A 20,474-nucleotide genomic window follows, 5' to 3' on the forward strand; every position below is an offset into this window, starting at 1 on the left:
GTTTTACTGAGGGGTTGCAGGATACGATAACATTGCATGATGGGATAGCAATGTTTTTAAGCCATCTCGTTGTCCGTTACAGCCATCATAATCAAAGTTAAAATCAGAGCACAGTATCAAAATGTAATTATTGGCAGTAAACTGTAACTTTTGATTACGCCTGCTATATAAGCCAAATATAAAGTCCAAACCATTGACGGAGTTCGTATGACCATTCATATCGTATTGGTAGCGCCAAAGATGCCTAGCAATACTGGCAATATTATTCGCTTATGTGCCAACAGTGGGGCGCAGCTACACTTGGTTAGACCGTTAGGGTTTGAGCTCGACGATAAAAAGCTACGCCGCGCAGGTTTGGATTATCATGAATATGCCCATCTGCAAGTACATGACGATTGGGCAATGACCAAACAAGCGCTGCAAGCTGCTGGTTGCGATATTATTACCGCGCTTACAACCAAGCTTAGCAAACCGTTTTATGACTATGGTTTTAGCGGGCAAACGACTGACCAATCAGACAATCAGTCGACTACTAGCCCATCATCAAATCATGTTGCGCTGGTTTTCGGTTCTGAAACGGCAGGGCTACCAGATGATATCCGTGCCGATATCGGTGCTAATAATTGGCTACGCTTACCAATGCTGGCGGATTCGCGCAGTTTAAATCTGTCTAATAGCGTGGCGATATGCTTGTATGAAGTCTGGCGACAGCAAGGGTTTGACGGCGATGAAGGTCGCAGTATCGGTTATGACACCTTGACAGTTTATGACCCGAAATAGAGAAGGTAGTTACGTCAAAAAGAGGTTAAAGAGAATTAAACTAATGATTTTCTTTAACCTCTTTTTTACTGCTTTTTTTTATAAACCACGTTTTTTATAAACAATTAGGCGGTTTTGGTAAACCTGCAAGACGATTGACGTGACGGGCGACCAAACCAGTATTAAATAGCTGCTGGAGCTTTTGATTACTGATGTCATGCTCAGGTAAAGTTTGCTGTAGCCATTTAATCAGCGGGCGGGTAGCAGGGGCGTGATTAAATTTGACAAAAAATGCGCGCACCTGTTGCAAGATTGCTAAATGTTCAGCATTTAGAGTCACATCTAGAGTGTTAGCGAGTTGCTGCGCAATCGCAGGCGTCCAAATCGTATGGTCGCATAAATGTCCGTCTTGATCTAATTCAACGTTGAGCGCTGCTGTGATAGGAATGATTGTATTGTCATTATTCATAGAGCAATCGTCACCACTTTATCAAACTTAGCACCATTAGCATGAGTATTTTGAGTTAAGGCGACCCATTCATCATCGCTTAAAATAGCGGTTAATTTCGTAGTAAGGTTTAGCTTAGCGGTTGTATCAACACTAAGCTGCGCCACATCCTCGGCGAGGGCATAAATAGCAGCGATATCTTCTATCTCGATGCTCTCAAGGTCACCTAAGTAGGCATTAAACCAGTCAATAAAAGCGACCGTTGAGCCTAATAATATGATGCTATCACCAGCACGCCATGTCGATGCCATCTGTTCTGTGCTACGTCTGAGCGTATCCATGCTGCAATGTAATTGGTATAAAGTTGCCATAATCGTGTCCGCTTACTTACTGTATTTATTGTTATATCAAACTAAATATTAAGAGTGAAGAGTCGTACTAGTACTAAAAGCTGCTACTAAAAAACCAGAATCTGGTCAAAATCTTGCGAATTTACTACCTCTGGAATCAAGGTCAATTGCGTCGCCAAATCAGCCGGTAGCATACCGGTAATCCAACCGCTAAACACATCATCCGGTAACCAAGCAGCTGGCATATCATATAACTCAAGTGACTGAATCATGCCATGTAGACGTGAGTTAGGCTGCATTAAAAAGCCAAATACAGGCGCATCCAAATACAGCTGCACCTCATGACCAAAAGTCGCTAAAGTTAAAGCCAGCGCGCAGCCTTCATAGCTTGCCATCTCGGTAGCTGTGTGCAAGCGAATGAGTAATTTCATGGTGTATTCCTAATCTGAGGTATCGCTAACCGTTATTGCTAAGCTAGTTTTTTATGGGCTAACTATTTATAGGCTGGTCATTTTCAGAGCGAACTATAATTCCAATGCTAATTAAAACTGTATTAAACGACAGTCACCTTGCATCATCATCGCAAGCTCACTCAGTCCAACCAGCTTAAAACCAGCGGCCAGATTTTCGCTATCTAATTGATGGCGAGTGCTATTTTCGCCATCTGAAATACCACGGCTAAGCGCCGTACTGACGCAAACGGGCAGCGCCAATTGATATTGCTCAGCAAGCTTTTGCCACGCTTGGGTGATATTCATCTGGTCTGCTGACTGCCAGCGTAATCGATTGGCTGTATTGGCGGCATCGGCATAGAAAAAAACATTCAATGGCGCGGGCGGGTTTTCAAGGTCGTCGCTGTTATTGCTCTTATCATTATTATTTATGTCAGTGCTTGCTAGATAAGTACGAGCATAGCGTAGCGCAAGATGTGCCAGCGGATGGCTAGGATCAGCGGTAATTAATAATAGCGGGGTTGTGGTCGTCATAATCGCGGTGTCACTTATGATGAATGAGTATGAAGAAAAAAGCGCAACGCCTTCAGGTTCTTAAAATTAAAGTTTTTTGAGCCTTTTAAGCATTGGCTATTGTAGCATTATTCACGAATTTTTCTTGTGTTCGTCAGTTGTTAGTTAGTATAGGGCTGTCAGTAGCATGGTTGAGGATTTATGCTACTATAAAACGCACAAATTAGAAGATGTACAATCGCTTTAATATTCTAAAAATAATTTTTCCAATTCATGTGGTTTTTATAGCTTTATGCTGCAAGGAGTTGTCGTCGTTATGCTATCTACCGTACCTAGTGGTACAGGCTTTCAGCCCACACCAGAGCAGCTACAAGTGCTACAGACTGCCAGCGAGTTTGCCTATCAGGTTTGGCAAAGTCGAACGGGCGCTTGCCAGACGTTTTTGCGCAGTTATCCATTACAGAGCACTTTAACGCGCCAGCAAATTGATGATTTGATTCAAGATTATACTTTGGATGAGAATTATCAGCTCGCCAATGAAGACAAAGTAATGATCGGTTTGCGGCATTTGCGTATGCTACTGATGATGCGCTGGATTTGGCAAGATGCCTTGGCCGTCATTGAGCTTGAGCAATTGACCGATGAGCTGTCTGAGTTTGCGGATGGCTGCATTTTATTTGCCAAAGACTATACGTACCAGCAGCTGATGGCGCAATATGGGCAACCGACCTTTATTAACGCTAAAGGTAATGTGCAAGTGGATGACATGGCGATTATGGCAATGGGTAAGCTTGGCGCGCATGAGCTGAATTTATCCAGTGATATCGACCTTATTTTCGTCCATCAGGCGCGCGGTGAGACGGATGGTGACAAAGAAAAAGGCACGCGCAGTATTGATAATAAGCGTTTTATGACGCGGCTTGGACAAGGCATTATTAGGCTGCTCGATAATAATACCGCTGATGGTTTTGTATTTCGGGTCGATATGCGTTTGCGTCCGTGGGGCGATGGCAGCGATTTGGCGATTCATTTATCAGCATTACAGAAGTATTTTGCTCAGCATGGGCGGGCGTGGGAGCGTTTTGCTTGGCTCAAAGCACGCGTGGTTGGGCATATAGAGCAGCCGTTTTATGATGACATACAAGCGCTGATTAAGCCTTTTGTATTTCGTTATTATGTTGACTATAGTGCTTTTTCAGCCCTCAGAGAGATGAAATCTCTGATTCAAAATCAAGTTGCTCAGCGTGAAGATTTAGATAATATCAAGCTTGGGGCGGGTGGTATTCGAGATATTGAGTTTATCGTCCAAGCCTTTCAACTGATTTATGGTGGTCGGCATCCGCAGCTACAGGTCAAGTCTTGTTTGGCGGCGATGCAGGCGCTGTGTCAGCTTGAGTATCTAGAGCTTAGTACTTATCAAGAGCTACAAGCGGCTTATCGTTTTTTACGTCGCCTTGAGCACGGTATTCAAGCAATTAATGATCAGCAAACGCAGCGCTTACCGCATGACACACAGTGGCAGCATAATCTAGCAGTCACCCTTGGCTTTGATGATTGGGCAGGATTATTAGCGACCCTCAATCAACACCGCTATCATGTCAATGTACCGTTTGAGCGTATGGTCACCGAACGGCAGATACCCGATCAAGAGGATGACGAGCTTGAGCCTGAACAGTTAAATGAGCAGATTGCGCGTTTAAATGCGGTATTAACCGAAGAAAATCGTGCGCTATTACAAGGTTTTTGGCAGTCAAAAATGGTTGCCAATTTGAGCGATGAAGCGCGTGAGCGTTTGGATGATGCTTATCCTGTGATTGTACACGCGCTACTTATCCATGAAGAACAGCAGCAACTTGCTAATACCGCCTTGCCACGTTTAATTACTTTGCTAGAAGCCATTTGCCGCCGCTCTATTTACTTAGTGATGATTGCAGAAAATCCTAATGCCACCGTTGAGCTGATTCCGATGTTATCAGCCAGCCCTTGGATTGCTAAGGAATTGGCGCAGTATCCGGTGTTATTGGATACCTTCTTACAGCAGCGCTATCGGCATTTGCCAGACAAGCGTGAGCTGCGGGACATTTTGCGTCAACAGTTATTGCGCGTAGAGCCTAACGATGAAGAGGAGCTACTTAGCGTACTGCGTTTATTTAAAAAGAACCAAGTGTTGGCAGTGGCTGCCAGTGATGTGTTGGCAGAACGCCCAATCATGAAAGTGTCAGACTCACTGACTTATATTGCCGCTGTGGTACTCGAGGCCGCGCTTGAACGTGCCTTTGCCGAAATCGTCAAACGCTATGGCTATCCAATTGGTCAAGATGGCGATCCGGTCACGGAAGCGGATTGCGGTTTTGCTATTATTGGCTATGGCAAGCTTGGCGGGTTGGAGCTGTCGTATTCATCAGATTTAGACTTGGTGTTTTTGCATAAAATAAAAGAGCAAGGCATGACCACGGGCGAAAAATCAGTCAGCGGTATGAAGTTTGCGGCTCGCTTGGCGCAAAAGCTCATGACTTATCTGAATACCCAAACCCGTGATGGCCGCGCTTATGAAGTCGATATGCGGCTGCGACCGTCGGGTAACGCTGGCATGATGGTGGTTTCTTGTCATGCGTTTGAGACGTATCAGCTCGAGAAAGCGTGGTCTTGGGAGCATCAAGCGTTGGTACGGGCGCGGGCAATCTGCGGTGACAAACGCGTGACCGCCCGTTTTTGTGATATTCGTCGTACTGTTTTGGCGTTACCGCGTACGATTGAGCAAGTCCGTATTGAAGTCACCAGTATGCGTATAAAAATGCAAAAGCATTTGGGTACCAGTCAGTGGCAGCAGCAAGCGGGCAAGTTCCATCTCAAACAAGATGCTGGCGGCATTGTAGATATTGAGTTTCTCGCGCAGTTTGCGGTATTGGCCTATTCGCATGAACATCCAAGCTTGACTAAATGGAGTGACAACGTGCGTATTTTCGAAGAGATGGCGACTTTGGGTATTTGGGAGGCACAGGTTTGTCAGGATTTGACCGATGCTTACTTACGCATCCGCGCCGCGACGCACCAACTGGCATTATCCGAACAGTCGTTATTGGTTGATGAGTCATTATGGACAGAAACGCGAGCACTGGTACAAGCGCAGTGGCAGCATCTGATGGGCGTAGAATCCGCAGAGTAAAGTTGCTGCATTATAATGATGTGGCCAAATGATACGACAAGAAGCATAGCGCTTTGATAGCCATTGTGCTCAAGGGTATATGAATAAAAGCCATGCAGTGATAAACTAAAATATTGTATTTGCCTCTCGTGCCGGTGCTATAATCACTGGCACATTAAATATGTACCTAGAAAAATTGCATCTGAAATTGCATCTAAAAATAGGCACTCAGTGTCAGCAGGCAATTTTAATTAAAACATTTATTTAACCATTAACACTCAACAAAAAAAGTTAGACGTCAGCGCTAGCATAAGGACTATTAAATGAATATGGCAACACAAGAAGGTAAGCTTTGGATGAATGGCACGATGATTGAACAGCCAGATGCCAAGGTTCATGTGCTTACGCATAGCCTGCATTATGGCATGGCGGTATTTGAAGGCGTACGTGCTTACCAAACTGCTGACAATCGTACGGCGATTTTTCGCTTAAAAGATCATACCGATCGCCTTTTGGGTTCTGCAAAAATCTTTCAAATGAATGTACCATTTGATGCAGCGGCACTTGAGCAAGCGCAAAAAGATGTGGTCAAGCAAAATAATTTGGCAGAAGCCTATATTCGTCCGCTTATTTGGGTTGGCGCTGAAAAACTCGGTTTGTCATCACGTGACAACAGTATTAATGCAATGGTTGCTGCTTGGCACTGGGGCGCATACCTTGGCGAAGACGGTATCAAAAACGGCATCCGTGTAAAAACCTCGTCATTTACGCATCACATGACCAATGTGACCATGTGTAAAGCCAAAGCCTCAAGTAATTACCCAGTTTCCATTATGGCGAACCAAGAAGTCACGCGTAATGGCTATGACGAAGCCATCTTGATGGATCCACAAGGTTATGTTTGCCAAGGCGCTGGTGAGAACTTATTTTTAGTCAAAGACGGTGTGCTGCATACACCAGATTTGGGCGGCGGTGCGCTTGATGGTATTACGCGTCGTACTATCATTCAGTTTGCTGAAGATTTGGGTATCAAAGTCGTTGAGCGCCGTATCACTCGTGATGAGTTTTACTTAGCTGACGAAATCTTTATGACAGGTACGGCAGCTGAAGTCACGCCTATTCGTGAATACGATGATCGTGTTATCGGTAATGGTGGCCGTGGTGAGCTGACTGAGAAATTGCAAACCTTATACTTTGATGTGGTACATGGCCGTAATGAGCAGTATATGGATTGGTTAAGCTTTATTGATTAATTTTAAAAACTGCATTGTATGAAGTAAAAAGCTAAGACTGTTTTAAGTCTTAGCTTTTTTTGTTGAGTGGTACTAATAGGTATCTTAAAATCAAGTTCATAGGCTCGCTATAACTACTAACGATAAGCTCGCACATAATTTATGGATGCGGTATCATAACGTCGCTTAGTTTCAAGCTACATCTTGCTATGGTGTCCATCTATAAATACGGCTGCTTAGCATGTCGATTCTTAAAGCAGGTGCGTTCAAATTGAGAGCGTCATAGAATCTTATTTTTTAGCTAAGTCTGGTTTTACTTTGAATAGATTAATGGAGAAGCTGTTGAGAGTCTTACATTTTGTCACTGGTGGCTTTTCAGGAGCCACGAAAGTTGCTATTGATTTGGTTGAGGCTCACAATCAAATAGAATCGACTGAAAACCTATTAGTACTGCGTCGTAAAAAAACGACCGTACCAGAAAAGCTTGCTGAACTTGAACATAAAGATATCGATTTCAAGGTTGTCACAGGTACTACCCATCTTGCGACCGTTCACGAATTAAAAAAACTATGTGAGCAATGGCGACCTGATATATTAGTTGCGCATGGGTTTCCTGAGCATTTACTGGGAAGACGGGCAGGGCTATTGGCACAAGTACCTTGCTTGGTACAAGTGGAGCACAACTCTAAAGAGCGCTATACACCTTGGAAGCTATACCAAACGCGTAAACTAAGTAAATCAACTGCTAGAATTGTGGCTGTCTCTGAAGGCGTAGCCCAAGTCTTATCTGAGCAGGGTCTTAAAGCGCCTATTCAAGCCATCCCAAATGGTATTGATACCACTCGATTTGGCGGTGTGAACTTTGCACCTGTTAATAAAAGGTCGCATGATCTGATTATGGTGGGAAGGTATGCTAAAAGTAAGGATCACGTTACTTTAATTGAAGCACTGAAGCAGTTAAAGCAAAAAGGCATAAATCCCACTCTTACCTTAGTTGGCAGTGGGCGTAAGCGTTACCAAAAAGAAGTACATGATTTGGTTGCTCGCTATGAGCTGCATGAACAAGTGACCTTTATAGAGTACAGTAGCGAAGTTGAAAAGCTATTGCTGCAACATAAAGTATTTGTCATGTCGAGCCGTTTTGAAGGGCTGAACCTAGCGGTGCTAGAAGCGATGGCAAGTGGCTGTATCGTTGTGGGAAGTACTGCAATGGGAGTAAAGGAGTTGATTGATGACAAAAAAGACGGCTTCTTGTTCCCAGTCGGAGCAGCAGCAGAGCTGGCAGATATCATCGCGACTGTTCTATCTAACCCATCAAACTACCAAGCACTAGCAACGGCAGCTAGAGAGAAAGTTTTAGTTCATTATGATAAAAAACAGGTTACTCAAGCGTATTATCAATTATTTCAGAATTTATTAACAAGCTGTTAATTATTATAAAGTTTTTAATGTGAGTGTTGTATGAATAAAGAAGATCTAACAATTGGTATTTTAATACCTGTTTATAATGTAGCGGATTATGTAGAAGAGTGTATAGAATCCATACTCACTCAAATCGATACTAGAGCATCTATTTTAATAATGAACGATGCTTCGACAGACAATAGTGCAGCTATTATCAAGCGTTTTGAAAACCATCCTCAAGTGCAAATCTTCGATGCGCCTCATAATAGAGGTTTGTCAGCCACACGTAATGCGCTTTTTGATATGGCCCAAACAGAGTATATCTGGTTTATTGACTCTGATGATGTTATGTACGAAGGTGCTTATAAATCTGTCATGTCTCAAATAGAAAAATTGAACTCGGATGTGCTATGTGCCGATTATGTATCATTACGAGGGAAAAAAGAGGTAAAGAAAAAAGCTTTTATAGGCAAGGCTAATAAAAATTATATCAATAAGAGAAATAGCTTCTTAGATAATATTATTGAAAATAATAGTAATCATGTTTGGAATAAGGTCTTCAGAAGACAGGTAATACAAGACATAAGGTTTAAAGAAGGATTGAATTTTGAAGATATTTTGTATATGACTGATATCTCATTAAAGAGTTTCCAATATAGCTATTTAAAACAGCCTGTAATAAAGTATCGTGAGCGTGAAGGGTCTATTTTAAAAAATCTCGACAAAAAATACGTAGATGATTATTTATATGCTTTCACTTATCGTGTTGAGAAATATCAGAGAATAGGAAGAGATGACGGTTATCATTATTTACTGTATAAAGCATATAAGCGTTATATAGGGCTGTTAAATAAAATAGCTAAAAACCATCAGGAAGATTTGTTAAAAGATACTTATGATCAATACAATAAGTACTTCTCAGAGCTCTATCTGGTTGCTAATAAAGAGCTGCCAATACATCAAAGAATAATCCTGAATATTAAACGTTCCAAATTAGACAAAATTCTGAAAGGTATATAGACCATGGAAAAGATCTTTAACGTTATCAGTAATAAGCCCTTTAAAATATTCTATAACGGTCTTGTACCTCGCAGTAAAAGAAAGGAGTGGGGTTTTAGATACTCAGAACTTCCTGTACAAGCTCAAGTAGCCACATACTGGCATCATATTATAGAAGCGTATTTTAATGGTGAGATCGAAAAATATAATATCCAACCCAAAAAAGACTTAAAAAATAAAAAAATTATTTGGCAGTACTGGGCACAAGGAGTAGAGAATGCAAAAGACACTGCCAAGCTTTGTTTTGCATCTGTAGATAAATACAAAGGTGATTACGAGGTTATACGTATTACAGACGATAATATAGATGAATATCTGGAATTGCCAACATTTATTAAAGAGAAAAGAAGAAATTCTGAATTTCGTCCAGTATTCTTTTCTGACTTATTAAGGGTTGCTTTAATAAACGTGTATGGAGGTATATGGTTAGATGCATCAATACTAATGACCGATGATATTCCTACTAAGTACGAAGAGTATGATTTTTTTATGTTTTCAAGAGATGCTGATTCTGCTAATAAGGATTGGGGTAAAGGCGACCAGCATTTTTATTTCAGCTGGCGTGAAGAGTTTAAAGTTAAACATTTAAGTAGTATCATCTATGGACATAAAAAAAGTGAGTTATCCTCAGTGATATTAGATTTATTATTATTTTTCTGGAAAAATGAAGAGAAAATCCCTCACTATTTTTTCTTCCAAATAATGATTAATGAATTGAAAGATATGAATGTTGTCAATTTTAATTTTCCAGCAGAGGATGATACGCTACCGCATTTACTGCAGACTAAAATGAATAAGAAATTTAAACAAGAGGAATATGAATCTATTGTAGGCCAAGCCTCCTTACACAAACTAAGCCTACACGAAGAACTTAAAGAAAATGATATATTTGGCAATTTAACCTATTATGGCTTCTTTAAGAAAGAAATTTTTAGTAAATAGGGCTTTTAAAAGCTTACTGCCAATGCTCCTCTAACCAAGGAGTTGGCTTCACATGACGATACCATTTACCGCCGCCGCCTTTGATGGCATCTGGTGGATTAATCTCGCCATGAAAGATAACGATTTTTGCGCCCTCAGGCAACGTCGGTGCGCGCAGAAAGTTAAAAGGGATAGGGGCAATACACTGATATTTAAAACTGACACACCAGTCCTTATCCCAGTACTCTAGATGATGATGCTCACGCAGATAGTTAGATAAGTAAGCTTGCTCATGTCGAACTTGCTGACGAATGCTGTCGAAGTTGCGCTCAAAGTTTGCGAGCAAATCAGGATACGTACCCATACCAACGTTAAAACGATAAACCGAGCTATTACCAATCATGCGCCATGGCTTTTTCCAGTCACGAATGATGACGACGCTGTCTTCATACTCAGCTTTATAAGTGAAAAAACCATCGATATTATCGACGATAACGATATCGATGTCTAAGAATAAGGCGACGCCTTTTAGGTCATATAATTCTGGCTTAAAAGTTGTCAACTTTTTCCAACCACGTTCAGGGCCCGCTGGTAAATCCATTTCTGGAATGGGGTAGCACTGAATGGCAGGGTCGATGCCGGTGCTATCATCGGTGAGACAGACCATTTGGAAATCTAAGGTCAGATGCCGACTGACCATGTTATAAAGACGGTTGACATATTCAGGACCGTATTTATCGCCCCATTTCATACAAATAATATAACGTTGCGCATAGTCTTTGCCGTCTGTTTGGGCTGAGTCTATTAATAAGTTTTGCTTTACGTCAGTTGCCATCATGCACTCATATTGATATAAATGAAGAACGAATTTTAAAAAAACTAGAGCTTAAAAGGGTAGAAATAATATAAACGTTGACCGATTTAACAAGGCTATTATTCACATTATTTCTTAAGTGTTAGGTATTAGATGTTAGATCTTGGTATTGTTTTACTTATTATGAGTTATTGATTATTCTTAGTTTAAGATTTTGTATGCTTAGAGTTTTGATTACGAATAAATGCTGCTAATGCTTCTTTATCAGCGATATAAGGGTTGTCTAAAACGGGTATGTGCTTAAAACGGCGATAGCCCCACATATAATGACTGCATTTATCTTCAATCATCTGTTGCATCGCCAGATTAAGCGCATAAGCAGCGGTTTCAGAATTGCGATCATATAGGGCGGGATCGTCTAATTTATAACAATAAATATCAAAACCACGTCCGTCATCACGGCGAATGCACGATAAGCCGACCAACGCACATTTGGTTTTGCTAGCGAGTTTGGATGCCAATGTACTGGTCAGTGTCTCAACACCAAAGAAAGGCACGACCACACCGCCTGATGGGTCAGGAACATGATCGGGTAGGACGATACTAAAGCCACCTTGTTTGAGGGTTTTAAATACCGCTTTTACGCCACTACCATCGGTCGGAACCAGCGTCGCATTAAGCCGCGAGCGACCTTGTAGGACGAAGTCATTGGTAATATCGCCTTTAACAGGCTTATACATAATCGTTGGCGAACCAAACTGATTGAGCCAAGCGTTCATCATCTCCCACGTACCAAGATGCGGGACAATCGCCAGCATGCCGTTAGGATTGGCAAGCCCCTCTAATAAAATATCTTTATTATAAACGTCGCGAATTTGAGCGATGCTCCATTCAGGTGGCATCGCCCAACTCTTGATAGACTCAATACTGGTTAAACATTGATGATAAATAATGTCTTTGGTTAAGGCTTGCTTTTGACGCTCAGATAACGACGGCGCAATCAGTGCCATATTGATACTGACAGTACGCATAATGCTCGCATTTGGTAGGCGCAATATTACCCAAGCAACAAAACGTGCCAGCACCTGTAAGACAGACAGTGGCACGAATTTGAAGATATGATACGGATTCATGACCGTTCACACGGTGATGAATCACGTAACCAGTCAGACAATAAGTAACTAAGCATTATCTGACTATTTATTGCGCAGGTTTGTTGGTGTCAGCCTGTGCTTTTTCGCGCACACGGATACCAAGGTCACGTAGCTGCTTGCTATCAACTTCAGCAGGTGCTTGGGTTAGTGGGCACTCAGCCGTTTTGGTTTTTGGGAAGGCGATAACATCACGAATAGAGTCTGCGCCGACCATAAGCATAATTAAGCGATCTAAACCAAAGGCCAAGCCACCATGCGGAGGCGCACCGAATTTTAAGGCGTCAAGTAAGAAGCCAAACTTATCTTGAGCCTCTTGCTCACCGATACCAAGCGCTTCGAGTACGGCTTGCTGCATATCATAGGTATTGATACGTAAGCTACCACCGCCAACTTCTGTGCCATTTAGTACCATATCATAAGCGATAGAAAGTGCCGCTTCAGGATTGGTTTTTAATTCTTCAACAGAACCTTTTGGCTTCGTGAACGGATGGTGCATTGACGTCCATTTGCCATCGTCAGTTTCTTCAAACATTGGGAAGTCAGTCACCCAAAGTGGCGCCCATTCACACGTGGTCATTTCTAAATCTAGACCAATCTTTTGGCGTAGTGCGCCGATTGCGTCATTGACGATACTGGCTTTATCCGCACCAAAGAAGATAATATCGTTGCTTTGGGCACCAGTACGTTCAATCAAGCTGACCAATACGTCATCAGTCATATTTTTGATGATAGGAGACTGTAGGCCAGATTCTTTGTCGACGCCGTTATTGATGTTGCTGGCGTCATTGACTTTGATATAAGCCAAACCACGTGCACCATAAATGCTGACAAACTTGGTATAAGCATCGATTTGTTTACGGCTTAATGAAGCGCCGCCAGGGATGCGTAGGGCAGCAACGCGACCTTTAGGGTCGTTCGCAGGACCGGAAAATACTTTAAAATCAACGTCTTTCATTAAATCGGCTACGTCGACCAATTTTAATGGGATACGTAAGTCAGGCTTGTCTGAGGCATAGTCACGCATTGCTTCAGCATAAGTCATGCGTGGGAATTGCTCAAATTCAACATCCATCATAGTCTTAAATAGATGCTTGATAAGACCTTCGTTGATATTCATGATTTCTTCTTCATTTAAGAAAGAAGTTTCAATATCGACTTGGGTAAATTCAGGCTGACGGTCAGCACGTAAGTCTTCGTCACGGAAGCATTTAGCGATTTGATAATAACGATCAAATCCTGACACCATCAATAACTGCTTAAACAGCTGCGGTGACTGGGGTAAAGCAAAGAAGTTACCCGGACGTGTACGTGAAGGCACGAGATAATCACGTGCGCCTTCTGGGGTCGCACGAGTCAAGATAGGGGTTTCAACGTCTAAGAAACCATGATCATCTAGATAACGACGAATCGTTGAAGTGGCTTTAGCACGGAAAACCATACGCTCTTGCATCTGCGGACGACGCATATCAAGGTAGCGATATTTTAAACGCAAGTCTTCTGATACCGTGGTTTTCTCATCATTTAATGGGAAAGGCGGTGTTTCAGATTTCGCCAATACTTCAATCTCTTTGCCCAATAGCTCAATTTGACCACTGGTCATATTGGCGTTTTCCGTGCCTTCATAACGGCGGCGTACGCGACCGGTAATTTTTAGCACGTATTCAGGACGTACCGCATCAGCAAGAGCGAACGCTTCTGGCGTATCAGGGTCAACTACGACCTGCAAGATACCTGCGCGGTCACGCATGTCTAAGAAAATCACGCCACCGTGATCGCGACGACGATGTACCCAACCTACGATACTAATGGTTTGCTCAAGTAAGCTTTCGGTTACAGCGCCGCAATATTCGTCTCGGTATTCGCTATGCGTCATAGTGCTTTGCGTCATAATATAATTATCCAGTTGTCAGCCCAATTCGAAATACAATAATACAGCCGCTAGCGTGTGATACAAGCGCCGTGCAATTCAAGCCTTTAGCTAAAAAAGCACAAATAACGCGATATAAGACAAATGGTCATCACGTTGGCTGCAGAAAATTTGGTGTAAACACATATTATGCCTAATCTGCCTTTGTTATACAACCAGCGGTTGCGATACAAAGCGCTGAGAGTCAGCAATGCTCAGCAAATATGGCATCTTACTGGTTCGTGGTGTGTGCATGTGGTGTTTATAAGATGTTCATCGTTGTTTATGGTATTCATGCCATAACATTGAGCGTCAGTTAAATATTGTCATTTTGCTTGAAAATACTAGCCACTGTGCACATATCAGGCTAACTTATAAAACCTTATTAAAACAATTTCGATTATCTATTTTAACTAACAAGGAATTCCGCTCATGCTTTTTCATCCTTCTAAAAACCCTGTTGAGCTAAGAGTTATCCACCTGAATAAAAGCCAAGAGCAACGTCGTGAAGACCTGATGGAGGCGACGCAAGGTAAAGCGGCGCTTAAACAACTGAAAAAAACCATGGCTAAAAAGGCCAAACAAGCATTAAAAGTAAAAAGTAAAAGCAAAAATAAAAAAAATAATAGCGATGATAAGCAACAAGTCTTTGTGCTTGATTTTGATGGTGATATCAAAGCCACGGCGGTGAAGCATTTACGCGAAGAAATCAGCACGTTAATCAGTACCGCCAATAAAGGCGATGAAGTGGTCGTGCGTTTAGAATCGGGCGGCGGTTTGGTTCATGGCTATGGATTGGCCGCTGCACAATTGGCCCGTTTAAAAGACGCGGGTCTAAAACTCACCGTCTGTGTTGACAAAGTCGCGGCAAGCGGCGGCTATATGATGGCTTGCGTCGCCGACAATATCGTCGCTGCACCCTTTGCTGTGATTGGCTCTATCGGTGTGGTATCGCAATTACCAAACTTCCATAAATGGCTGAAAAACCATGATGTCGATTATGAGATGTTTACCGCTGGCGATTACAAACGTACCGTGACCGTATTTGGTGAAAATGACGCTGAAGACCGCGCCAAATACCAAGAAGAGCTTGAGCAAACACACGAGTTATTTAAGCACTTCGTTAATACTTATCGCCCAACATTGGATGTTGCAAAAGTCGCAACTGGTGAACATTGGTATGGTGAAGATGCGCTGAAACTTAATTTAATTGATAGCCTGCAAACCTCAGACAGCTATATTTTAGAGCGTATGGAAAATAATGAAGTGTATGCGCTGCATTCACGCCAAAAACCAACCCTTGCAGAAAAGTTAGGGCTGTCACAGGCAGCAGAGGCGACACTCAGCATAGCGATTGATAAATTGCCAGATGCCTTGGCACGTTTCGATTTAAACAGTCGTTTGAATATTCTAAAATAATCTTAAATATCATCATGATATCTAGTCGATGATGTTTTAGCGTTGCATTTTTTAATCGTGCATTGTTTGTATTTTGTAAAAGGCGTGTCCTAGCGGGTCGCGCCTTTTTGCTGTTTATTGATAAACGCTGTGTTATAAATGTGGCATACAGAACAGAGTATACGCACGTACACTATAAGAATTTCATTGCGTTTTTTATAAAAGCTTTATGTGAACGTGATGAAAATAATTAACCAGAAGTAAGGAAAAGGATGTCAGCTATGTCTACCGATACATTAATGTTTACCGCCACCGAACATGGTCAAGCCATGCATGCCAAAGTTAAAGCCTTTATCGAAACCTATATCGAGCCAATCGAAGCGCAGTTTTGGGCGGATTGTCATGGGCAAAATCCTGACGGCGATTGGACCAAATGGCACTGGCCAGAAAAATATGAGAGCTTGCGTAAACAAGCACGCGAAGCTGGTCTTTGGAATTTATTTTTGCCGGATGACACGCTAGGCGCTGGGTTATCGGTTACCGATTATGCACCGATTGCTGAGCTGACGGGCCGCAGCTTACTTGCCCCTTACGTATTCAACTGTAATGCGCCTGATAGTGGCAATATGGAATTGCTATGGCGTTATGGCACACAGGAGCAGCAGGACAAGTGGCTAACGCCAATTTTGGAAGGTAAAACGCGTTCAGTATTTTGTATGACTGAGCCTGATGTGGCATCAAGTGATGCGACCAATATGCAAGCGACAGCTGTCGTTGATGGTGACGAGATTATCATCAATGGTAGCAAATGGTGGTCATCAGGTCTGGGTGACCCTGCGGTTGATGTCTTGATTGTCATGGCCTATACCCCTGATGACACTAAAGACCGTCATCATCAGCACTCGATGGTGTTGGTACCAGCTAAAACGGCAGGCGTCAATATTGAGCGTATGCTAAAAGTATTTGGCGATTATGATGCGCCGCACGGCCATGGTGAGGTCAGCTTTAATGATGTACGTGTGCCCGTCAGTCACTTTATCGGTGGCCCAGGTATGGGCTTTGAGATTGCGCAAGGTCGCTTAGGGCCAGGTCGTATTCATCATTGCATGCGTTGTATTGGCGCTGCTGAGAAGTCGCTAGAGCTGGCCGTCAAACGCGGCATGGAGCGTACAGCTTTTGGTAAGCCACTGCTACAATTGGGCGGTAACTTTGAGCGTATCGCTGAGGCGCGTATTAAGATTGACCAAGCACGCTTATTGACACTATACGCGGCGCAGAAAATGGACGCCCAAGGTACCAAAGCAGCACTCACAGAAATCTCTGCGATTAAAGTCGTTGCACCGACTGTATTACAAGAAGTGGTCGATATGGCGATTCAAATCCATGGTGGCATGGGCGTTTGCCAAGATACCATGTTGCCTTCATTTTATGCTCAAGCTCGAGCGCTACGTTTGGCCGATGGTCCTGATGAAGTACATAAAACCATGATTGCGAAACTAGAGCTTAAGCGTCAAGGTTTTAGTCGTTCGTCGAAACCTGCTAAATCGTAATATAACGTTAAAATACCATCTCTAAAAATTCACTATCGATTATTTGATAGTGAATTTTTCATCACTGTAATTATTGATAAAAATAACTGACCACACGATAAGGAACATCTTATGGCAACTGACAATCATGCCAACAACACTGACAATGACGATCAAATACTTAATAAAGTCTTGGATAAAGGCGGCGAAGTGCGCGAAGGCGAAGAGCTTGATGCACAAGCAGTCAGCAATTGGCTACGCGAGCAAGGTGTTGATATAGAAGGCGAGCCAACGGTTACTCAATTCTCTGGCGGTGCTTCAAACTGGACTTACCGGCTGCAATATGAAGGTGAGGGCACAGACCAAGATTTAATTTTACGCCGTCCGCCAAAAGGCACTAAAGCTAAGTCAGCGCACGATATGGTACGTGAATATACCGTGCAAAAAGCCTTAAAAGATGCCTATCCTTATGTGCCAAAAATGGTCGCGCTATGTACTGATGAAAATGTCATCGGTGCGGACTTTTATGTCATGGAGCGTATGGAAGGTATCATTCCTCGTGCCAATTTGCCAAAAGGCATCGATTTAGATGTAGAGCAGACGCGCGCCTTATGTACCAATGTCATTGATGCGTTGGTTGACTTACATCAAGTCGATTATAAAAAGCATCCTGACTTGGTCAACCTTGGACGTGGTGAAGGTTACTGCGAGCGCCAAGTAACTGGTTGGGATAAGCGTTATATCAAAGCCAAAACGCCAAACGTCCCAAGCTTTGGCTTAGTACGTCAGTGGCTAAGTAAGCACACGCCTGCTGATAGTAAGACTTGCCTCATTCATAATGACTGGCGCTTTGATAATGTGATTTTGGATGCTGCTGATCCGACTAAAGTCATTGGCGTACTCGATTGGGAAATGGCGACTTTGGGCGATCCTTTGATGGATTTGGGTAGTGCATTGGCCTATTGGGTCGAAGAAGATGACAACATCATCATGCAGCAGTCACGCCGTCAGCCAACGCATTTAAAAGGTATGATGACCCGTGATGAAGTGGTTGACTACTACCTGAAGCAATCGGGTCTTAAGATAGACAATTGGACGTTTTATGAAGTGTTCGGTCTGTTCCGTTTAGCGGGTATCGTGCAGCAAATTTACTATCGTTATTATAATAAACAAACCACCAATCCAGCGTTTAAGAACTTTTGGCTCATCGTCCATGTACTACATGCCAAATGTCTCAAGCTGATTGCGCAGTACGAAGGTGAGGCGTTATTCAATACTTATGTACAGCCACAATTAAAAGACATTGGTATCGATGCTGCTACGATTGAGCAATTGCCAGCTCCAGTACAAAAAGTGGTCAAAGGTATTTTACCAAAAGGCTATTTTACTAAAGCGCCGCAATCATCAGATGAGTAACTGTTTATTCTTTATAGAAATGCTGTAGAGAATCTGTAGAAAACGGCATGTAAAAATTATGATAAAAGGCAGTGTTTTATGACAACCATCCTTCTGGCCCGTCATGGTCAGGCGTCCTTTGGACAAGAAAATTACGATCAGCTCTCAAAGCTTGGCGGTATGCAAGCGCAAATGCTCGGTCAACACTATGCAAGTACGCAGCGCCGCATCGATGCGATTTTTACTGGTAGCTTGGTCAGGCAACAAGACTCTGCACGGCATTTTTGGGAGCGTTATCAGTCGTCTGTGGCTGATACTGAAAAGCCTTACACGCCTGCAATCGATATGAATCAGCCTGATAGCTATGTATTGCCACAATTTGATGAATTTAATCATAAAGATGTGTTAATAAAATCCAATCCGGCTTTTGGCAATCGCGCGGCAATCGCGGCTGAGATTGCGCAAGCAGAAGTGCCCTCTACGCGGCTAGCTGAGCTGTTTGATGCGGCGATGCAGCGCTGGCATGCAGGTGATAACGATAGTGACTATATCGAGAGTTGGGTGCAGTTTAGTGAGCGGGCAAAGCAAGCGCTTGAGCAAGTGCGTCTGCAAGTTGCTAACTTACAGTTGGGTCGTGATGATACAGTGCTGGTCTTTACCTCGGGCGGTATCATTGCTGCTATCACCGCGCAGTTATTGCAACAAGGCAGTTCAACCGCTTATCAAATCAATAAAAGCTTGGTCAATACTGGCGTGACGTCTCTTACGCTTAAAAATGAGCGTACGCGCTTATTGTCTGTGAATGAATACAGTCATCTGTTTTCTGAAGGCAAGCGCTTTGTGACGTGGCGATAAAAAAGAAATGAGTAAAATATTAAAGCCATCATTAAAAAGCCAATTAAACACATCATAAAGCGGTTACTTTAAATAGGTAGTCGCTTTTTATGGATTTAAAATCATTAAGTAGCATCGTTAAAATGCTTTAGTTTTATGGCGCTGTAAATTGATTGCGTGTTTGGTTTACGGTATAAGTGCTAAACTTATTATATAAATTTACGCTATGATAGACAATTGACGTCATTTTGTATTGATACCAACAGGATAGGATAGTCCATGAAAAATACCTTGATAAATTTGGTCACCAACAGCGCCAAACAAAGTAAAAATCAGCTATTTAGTGCGATTCAACCAGCTCGTTACTTAAAAGGCTTAAATAAGCAGCAAGTTGGACGTGGTAAAACGATTTTAATCACCGGTGCCAGCTCAGGATTGGGCGAGGGCATGGCAAGATTGTTTGCTAAACTCGGTTATAACCTTGCGATTTGTGCCCGCCGTACCGAGCGTTTAGAAAATTTAAAAGCAGAATTATTGGCTCAATATCCTGATATTCGTGTCGAATATCGAATCTTAGATGTCAGCGATTACGATGCGATTTTTACAGTGTTTGATGCCTTTGCAGCGGATTTTGGTCATATCGATCGCGTGGTGGTGAATGCCGGTATCGGTGATAGTCGCCGTATTGGTAAAGGGCGCTTTGATACCAACCGCCGTACCGTTGAGATTAACTTTGTCTCTGCGCTCGCTCAATGTGAAGCAGCGATGAATATCTTCCGTGCACAAAATAGCGGTCATTTAGTGGCGATATCAAGTATGTCAGCGATGCGCGGCTTGCCTAAGCATTTGACCGCTTATGGCGCAAGTAAGGCGGGCTTGGCGCATTTAGCAGAGGGTATCCGGGCTGATATGCTCTTAACCAAGCTGCCGATTCAAGTGTCCACCATTTATCCAGGCTATGTGCGCACCGAAATCAATGAGAATGCCAAGCCTTTACCGTTTGAAGTCGATGCAGAGACAGGCACGACAGCAATCGTTGCCGCGATTGAGGCAAGAGTAAACGAAGCTTGTGTACCAAGTTTACCGTGGTCGATTGTCGGTCAAGCCATGAAGCATTTGCCCTTACAAGTGGTTAATAAGTTCAGCTGATGCCAGTTATAG

At 42.8% G+C, this 20,474-nt stretch carries 18 protein-coding genes; 11 read left to right on the forward strand and 7 right to left on the reverse strand.

Annotated elements, in window-relative coordinates; genetic code table 11:
- The first annotated feature begins 207 nt into the window (after nucleotides 1-207).
- A complete protein-coding gene (locus PG901_RS01035) occupies nucleotides 208-780 on the forward strand; it encodes a tRNA (cytidine(34)-2'-O)-methyltransferase (RefSeq protein ID WP_271133157.1) in 573 nt (190 codons plus the stop codon).
- Between the two features lie 94 nt (nucleotides 781-874).
- On the opposite strand, the gene PG901_RS01040 is transcribed toward PG901_RS01035, so the two are convergent.
- From PG901_RS01040 to tusD, 4 genes are all read right to left on the reverse strand, one after another.
- The gene (locus PG901_RS01040; RefSeq protein WP_271133158.1) at nucleotides 875-1,228 is read right to left on the reverse strand and encodes a TusE/DsrC/DsvC family sulfur relay protein; all 354 of its coding nucleotides are present in this window, start codon (nucleotides 1,226-1,228) and stop codon (nucleotides 875-877) included.
- On the reverse strand, nucleotides 1,225-1,578 hold the full coding sequence (locus tag PG901_RS01045) for a hypothetical protein (protein ID WP_271133159.1): 354 nt from the start codon (nucleotides 1,576-1,578) through the stop codon (nucleotides 1,225-1,227). The genes PG901_RS01040 and PG901_RS01045 overlap by 4 nt, the downstream gene beginning before the upstream one ends.
- An 86-nt stretch (nucleotides 1,579-1,664) precedes the next feature.
- The gene (locus PG901_RS01050) at nucleotides 1,665-1,988 is read right to left on the reverse strand and encodes a hypothetical protein (protein ID WP_201618608.1); all 324 of its coding nucleotides are present in this window, start codon (nucleotides 1,986-1,988) and stop codon (nucleotides 1,665-1,667) included.
- Nucleotides 1,989-2,099: 111 nt separating this feature from the next.
- Entirely contained in the window at nucleotides 2,100-2,543 is a 444-nt protein-coding gene (gene tusD / locus PG901_RS01055) for a sulfurtransferase complex subunit TusD (RefSeq protein ID WP_271133160.1), read from the reverse strand.
- A gap of 295 nt (nucleotides 2,544-2,838) precedes the next feature.
- On the opposite strand from tusD, the gene glnE reads away from it, so the two are divergent.
- From glnE to PG901_RS01080, 5 genes are all read left to right on the forward strand, one after another.
- Nucleotides 2,839-5,688, forward strand: a complete 2,850-nt coding sequence (glnE, locus tag PG901_RS01060) for a bifunctional [glutamate--ammonia ligase]-adenylyl-L-tyrosine phosphorylase/[glutamate--ammonia-ligase] adenylyltransferase (protein ID WP_271133161.1) — start codon at nucleotides 2,839-2,841, stop codon at nucleotides 5,686-5,688.
- 302 nt (nucleotides 5,689-5,990) lie between these two features.
- The gene (locus PG901_RS01065; RefSeq protein ID WP_201563450.1) at nucleotides 5,991-6,920 is read left to right on the forward strand and encodes a branched-chain amino acid transaminase; all 930 of its coding nucleotides are present in this window, start codon (nucleotides 5,991-5,993) and stop codon (nucleotides 6,918-6,920) included.
- Nucleotides 6,921-7,241: 321 nt separating this feature from the next.
- Nucleotides 7,242-8,330 (forward strand): glycosyltransferase family 4 protein, encoded by a 1,089-nt coding sequence (locus tag PG901_RS01070; protein ID WP_271133162.1) that lies wholly within the window; start codon nucleotides 7,242-7,244, stop codon nucleotides 8,328-8,330.
- A gap of 30 nt (nucleotides 8,331-8,360) precedes the next feature.
- A complete protein-coding gene (locus tag PG901_RS01075; RefSeq protein ID WP_201628533.1) occupies nucleotides 8,361-9,323 on the forward strand; it encodes a glycosyltransferase family 2 protein in 963 nt (320 codons plus the stop codon).
- A gap of 3 nt (nucleotides 9,324-9,326) precedes the next feature.
- On the forward strand, nucleotides 9,327-10,304 hold the full coding sequence (locus PG901_RS01080) for a capsular polysaccharide synthesis protein (protein WP_271133163.1): 978 nt from the start codon (nucleotides 9,327-9,329) through the stop codon (nucleotides 10,302-10,304).
- A 13-nt stretch (nucleotides 10,305-10,317) separates the two neighbouring features.
- Here the strand turns inward: PG901_RS01080 and PG901_RS01085 are convergent, their stop codons facing one another.
- From PG901_RS01085 to aspS, 3 genes are all read right to left on the reverse strand, one after another.
- On the reverse strand, nucleotides 10,318-11,034 hold the full coding sequence (locus PG901_RS01085) for a glycosyltransferase (RefSeq protein ID WP_271133372.1): 717 nt from the start codon (nucleotides 11,032-11,034) through the stop codon (nucleotides 10,318-10,320).
- Nucleotides 11,035-11,303: 269 nt separating this feature from the next.
- A complete protein-coding gene (locus PG901_RS01090; protein WP_271133164.1) occupies nucleotides 11,304-12,230 on the reverse strand; it encodes a lysophospholipid acyltransferase family protein in 927 nt (308 codons plus the stop codon).
- A gap of 67 nt (nucleotides 12,231-12,297) precedes the next feature.
- Complete coding sequence (aspS, locus tag PG901_RS01095) at nucleotides 12,298-14,124, reverse strand: aspartate--tRNA ligase (protein WP_271133373.1); 1,827 nt, start codon at nucleotides 14,122-14,124, stop codon at nucleotides 12,298-12,300.
- A gap of 465 nt (nucleotides 14,125-14,589) precedes the next feature.
- Between aspS and sohB the strand changes: the two genes are divergently transcribed.
- The 5 genes from sohB to PG901_RS01120 all read left to right on the forward strand — a co-directional run bounded on the left by sohB (nucleotide 14,590) and on the right by PG901_RS01120 (nucleotide 20,462).
- Nucleotides 14,590-15,576, forward strand: coding sequence for a protease SohB (gene sohB, locus PG901_RS01100; RefSeq protein WP_201563438.1), 987 nt, complete (start codon nucleotides 14,590-14,592; stop codon nucleotides 15,574-15,576).
- Between the two features lie 278 nt (nucleotides 15,577-15,854).
- Nucleotides 15,855-17,105 (forward strand): acyl-CoA dehydrogenase family protein, encoded by a 1,251-nt coding sequence (locus tag PG901_RS01105; RefSeq protein WP_374220396.1) that lies wholly within the window; start codon nucleotides 15,855-15,857, stop codon nucleotides 17,103-17,105.
- 111 nt (nucleotides 17,106-17,216) lie between these two features.
- Nucleotides 17,217-18,500: a phosphotransferase family protein gene (locus tag PG901_RS01110; protein ID WP_271133165.1), complete on the forward strand. Its 1,284-nt coding sequence runs from the start codon at nucleotides 17,217-17,219 to the stop codon at nucleotides 18,498-18,500.
- A 78-nt stretch (nucleotides 18,501-18,578) separates the two neighbouring features.
- Entirely contained in the window at nucleotides 18,579-19,334 is a 756-nt protein-coding gene (locus tag PG901_RS01115) for a histidine phosphatase family protein (RefSeq protein WP_271133166.1), read from the forward strand.
- Nucleotides 19,335-19,592: 258 nt separating this feature from the next.
- Nucleotides 19,593-20,462, forward strand: a complete 870-nt coding sequence (locus PG901_RS01120) for an SDR family oxidoreductase (protein ID WP_271133167.1) — start codon at nucleotides 19,593-19,595, stop codon at nucleotides 20,460-20,462.
- Nucleotides 20,463-20,474: the final 12 nt, after the last annotated feature.

The sequence above is a fragment of the Psychrobacter sp. ANT_H3 genome, assembly GCF_027919975.1.
Lineage (GTDB): Bacteria > Pseudomonadota > Gammaproteobacteria > Pseudomonadales > Moraxellaceae > Psychrobacter > Psychrobacter maritimus.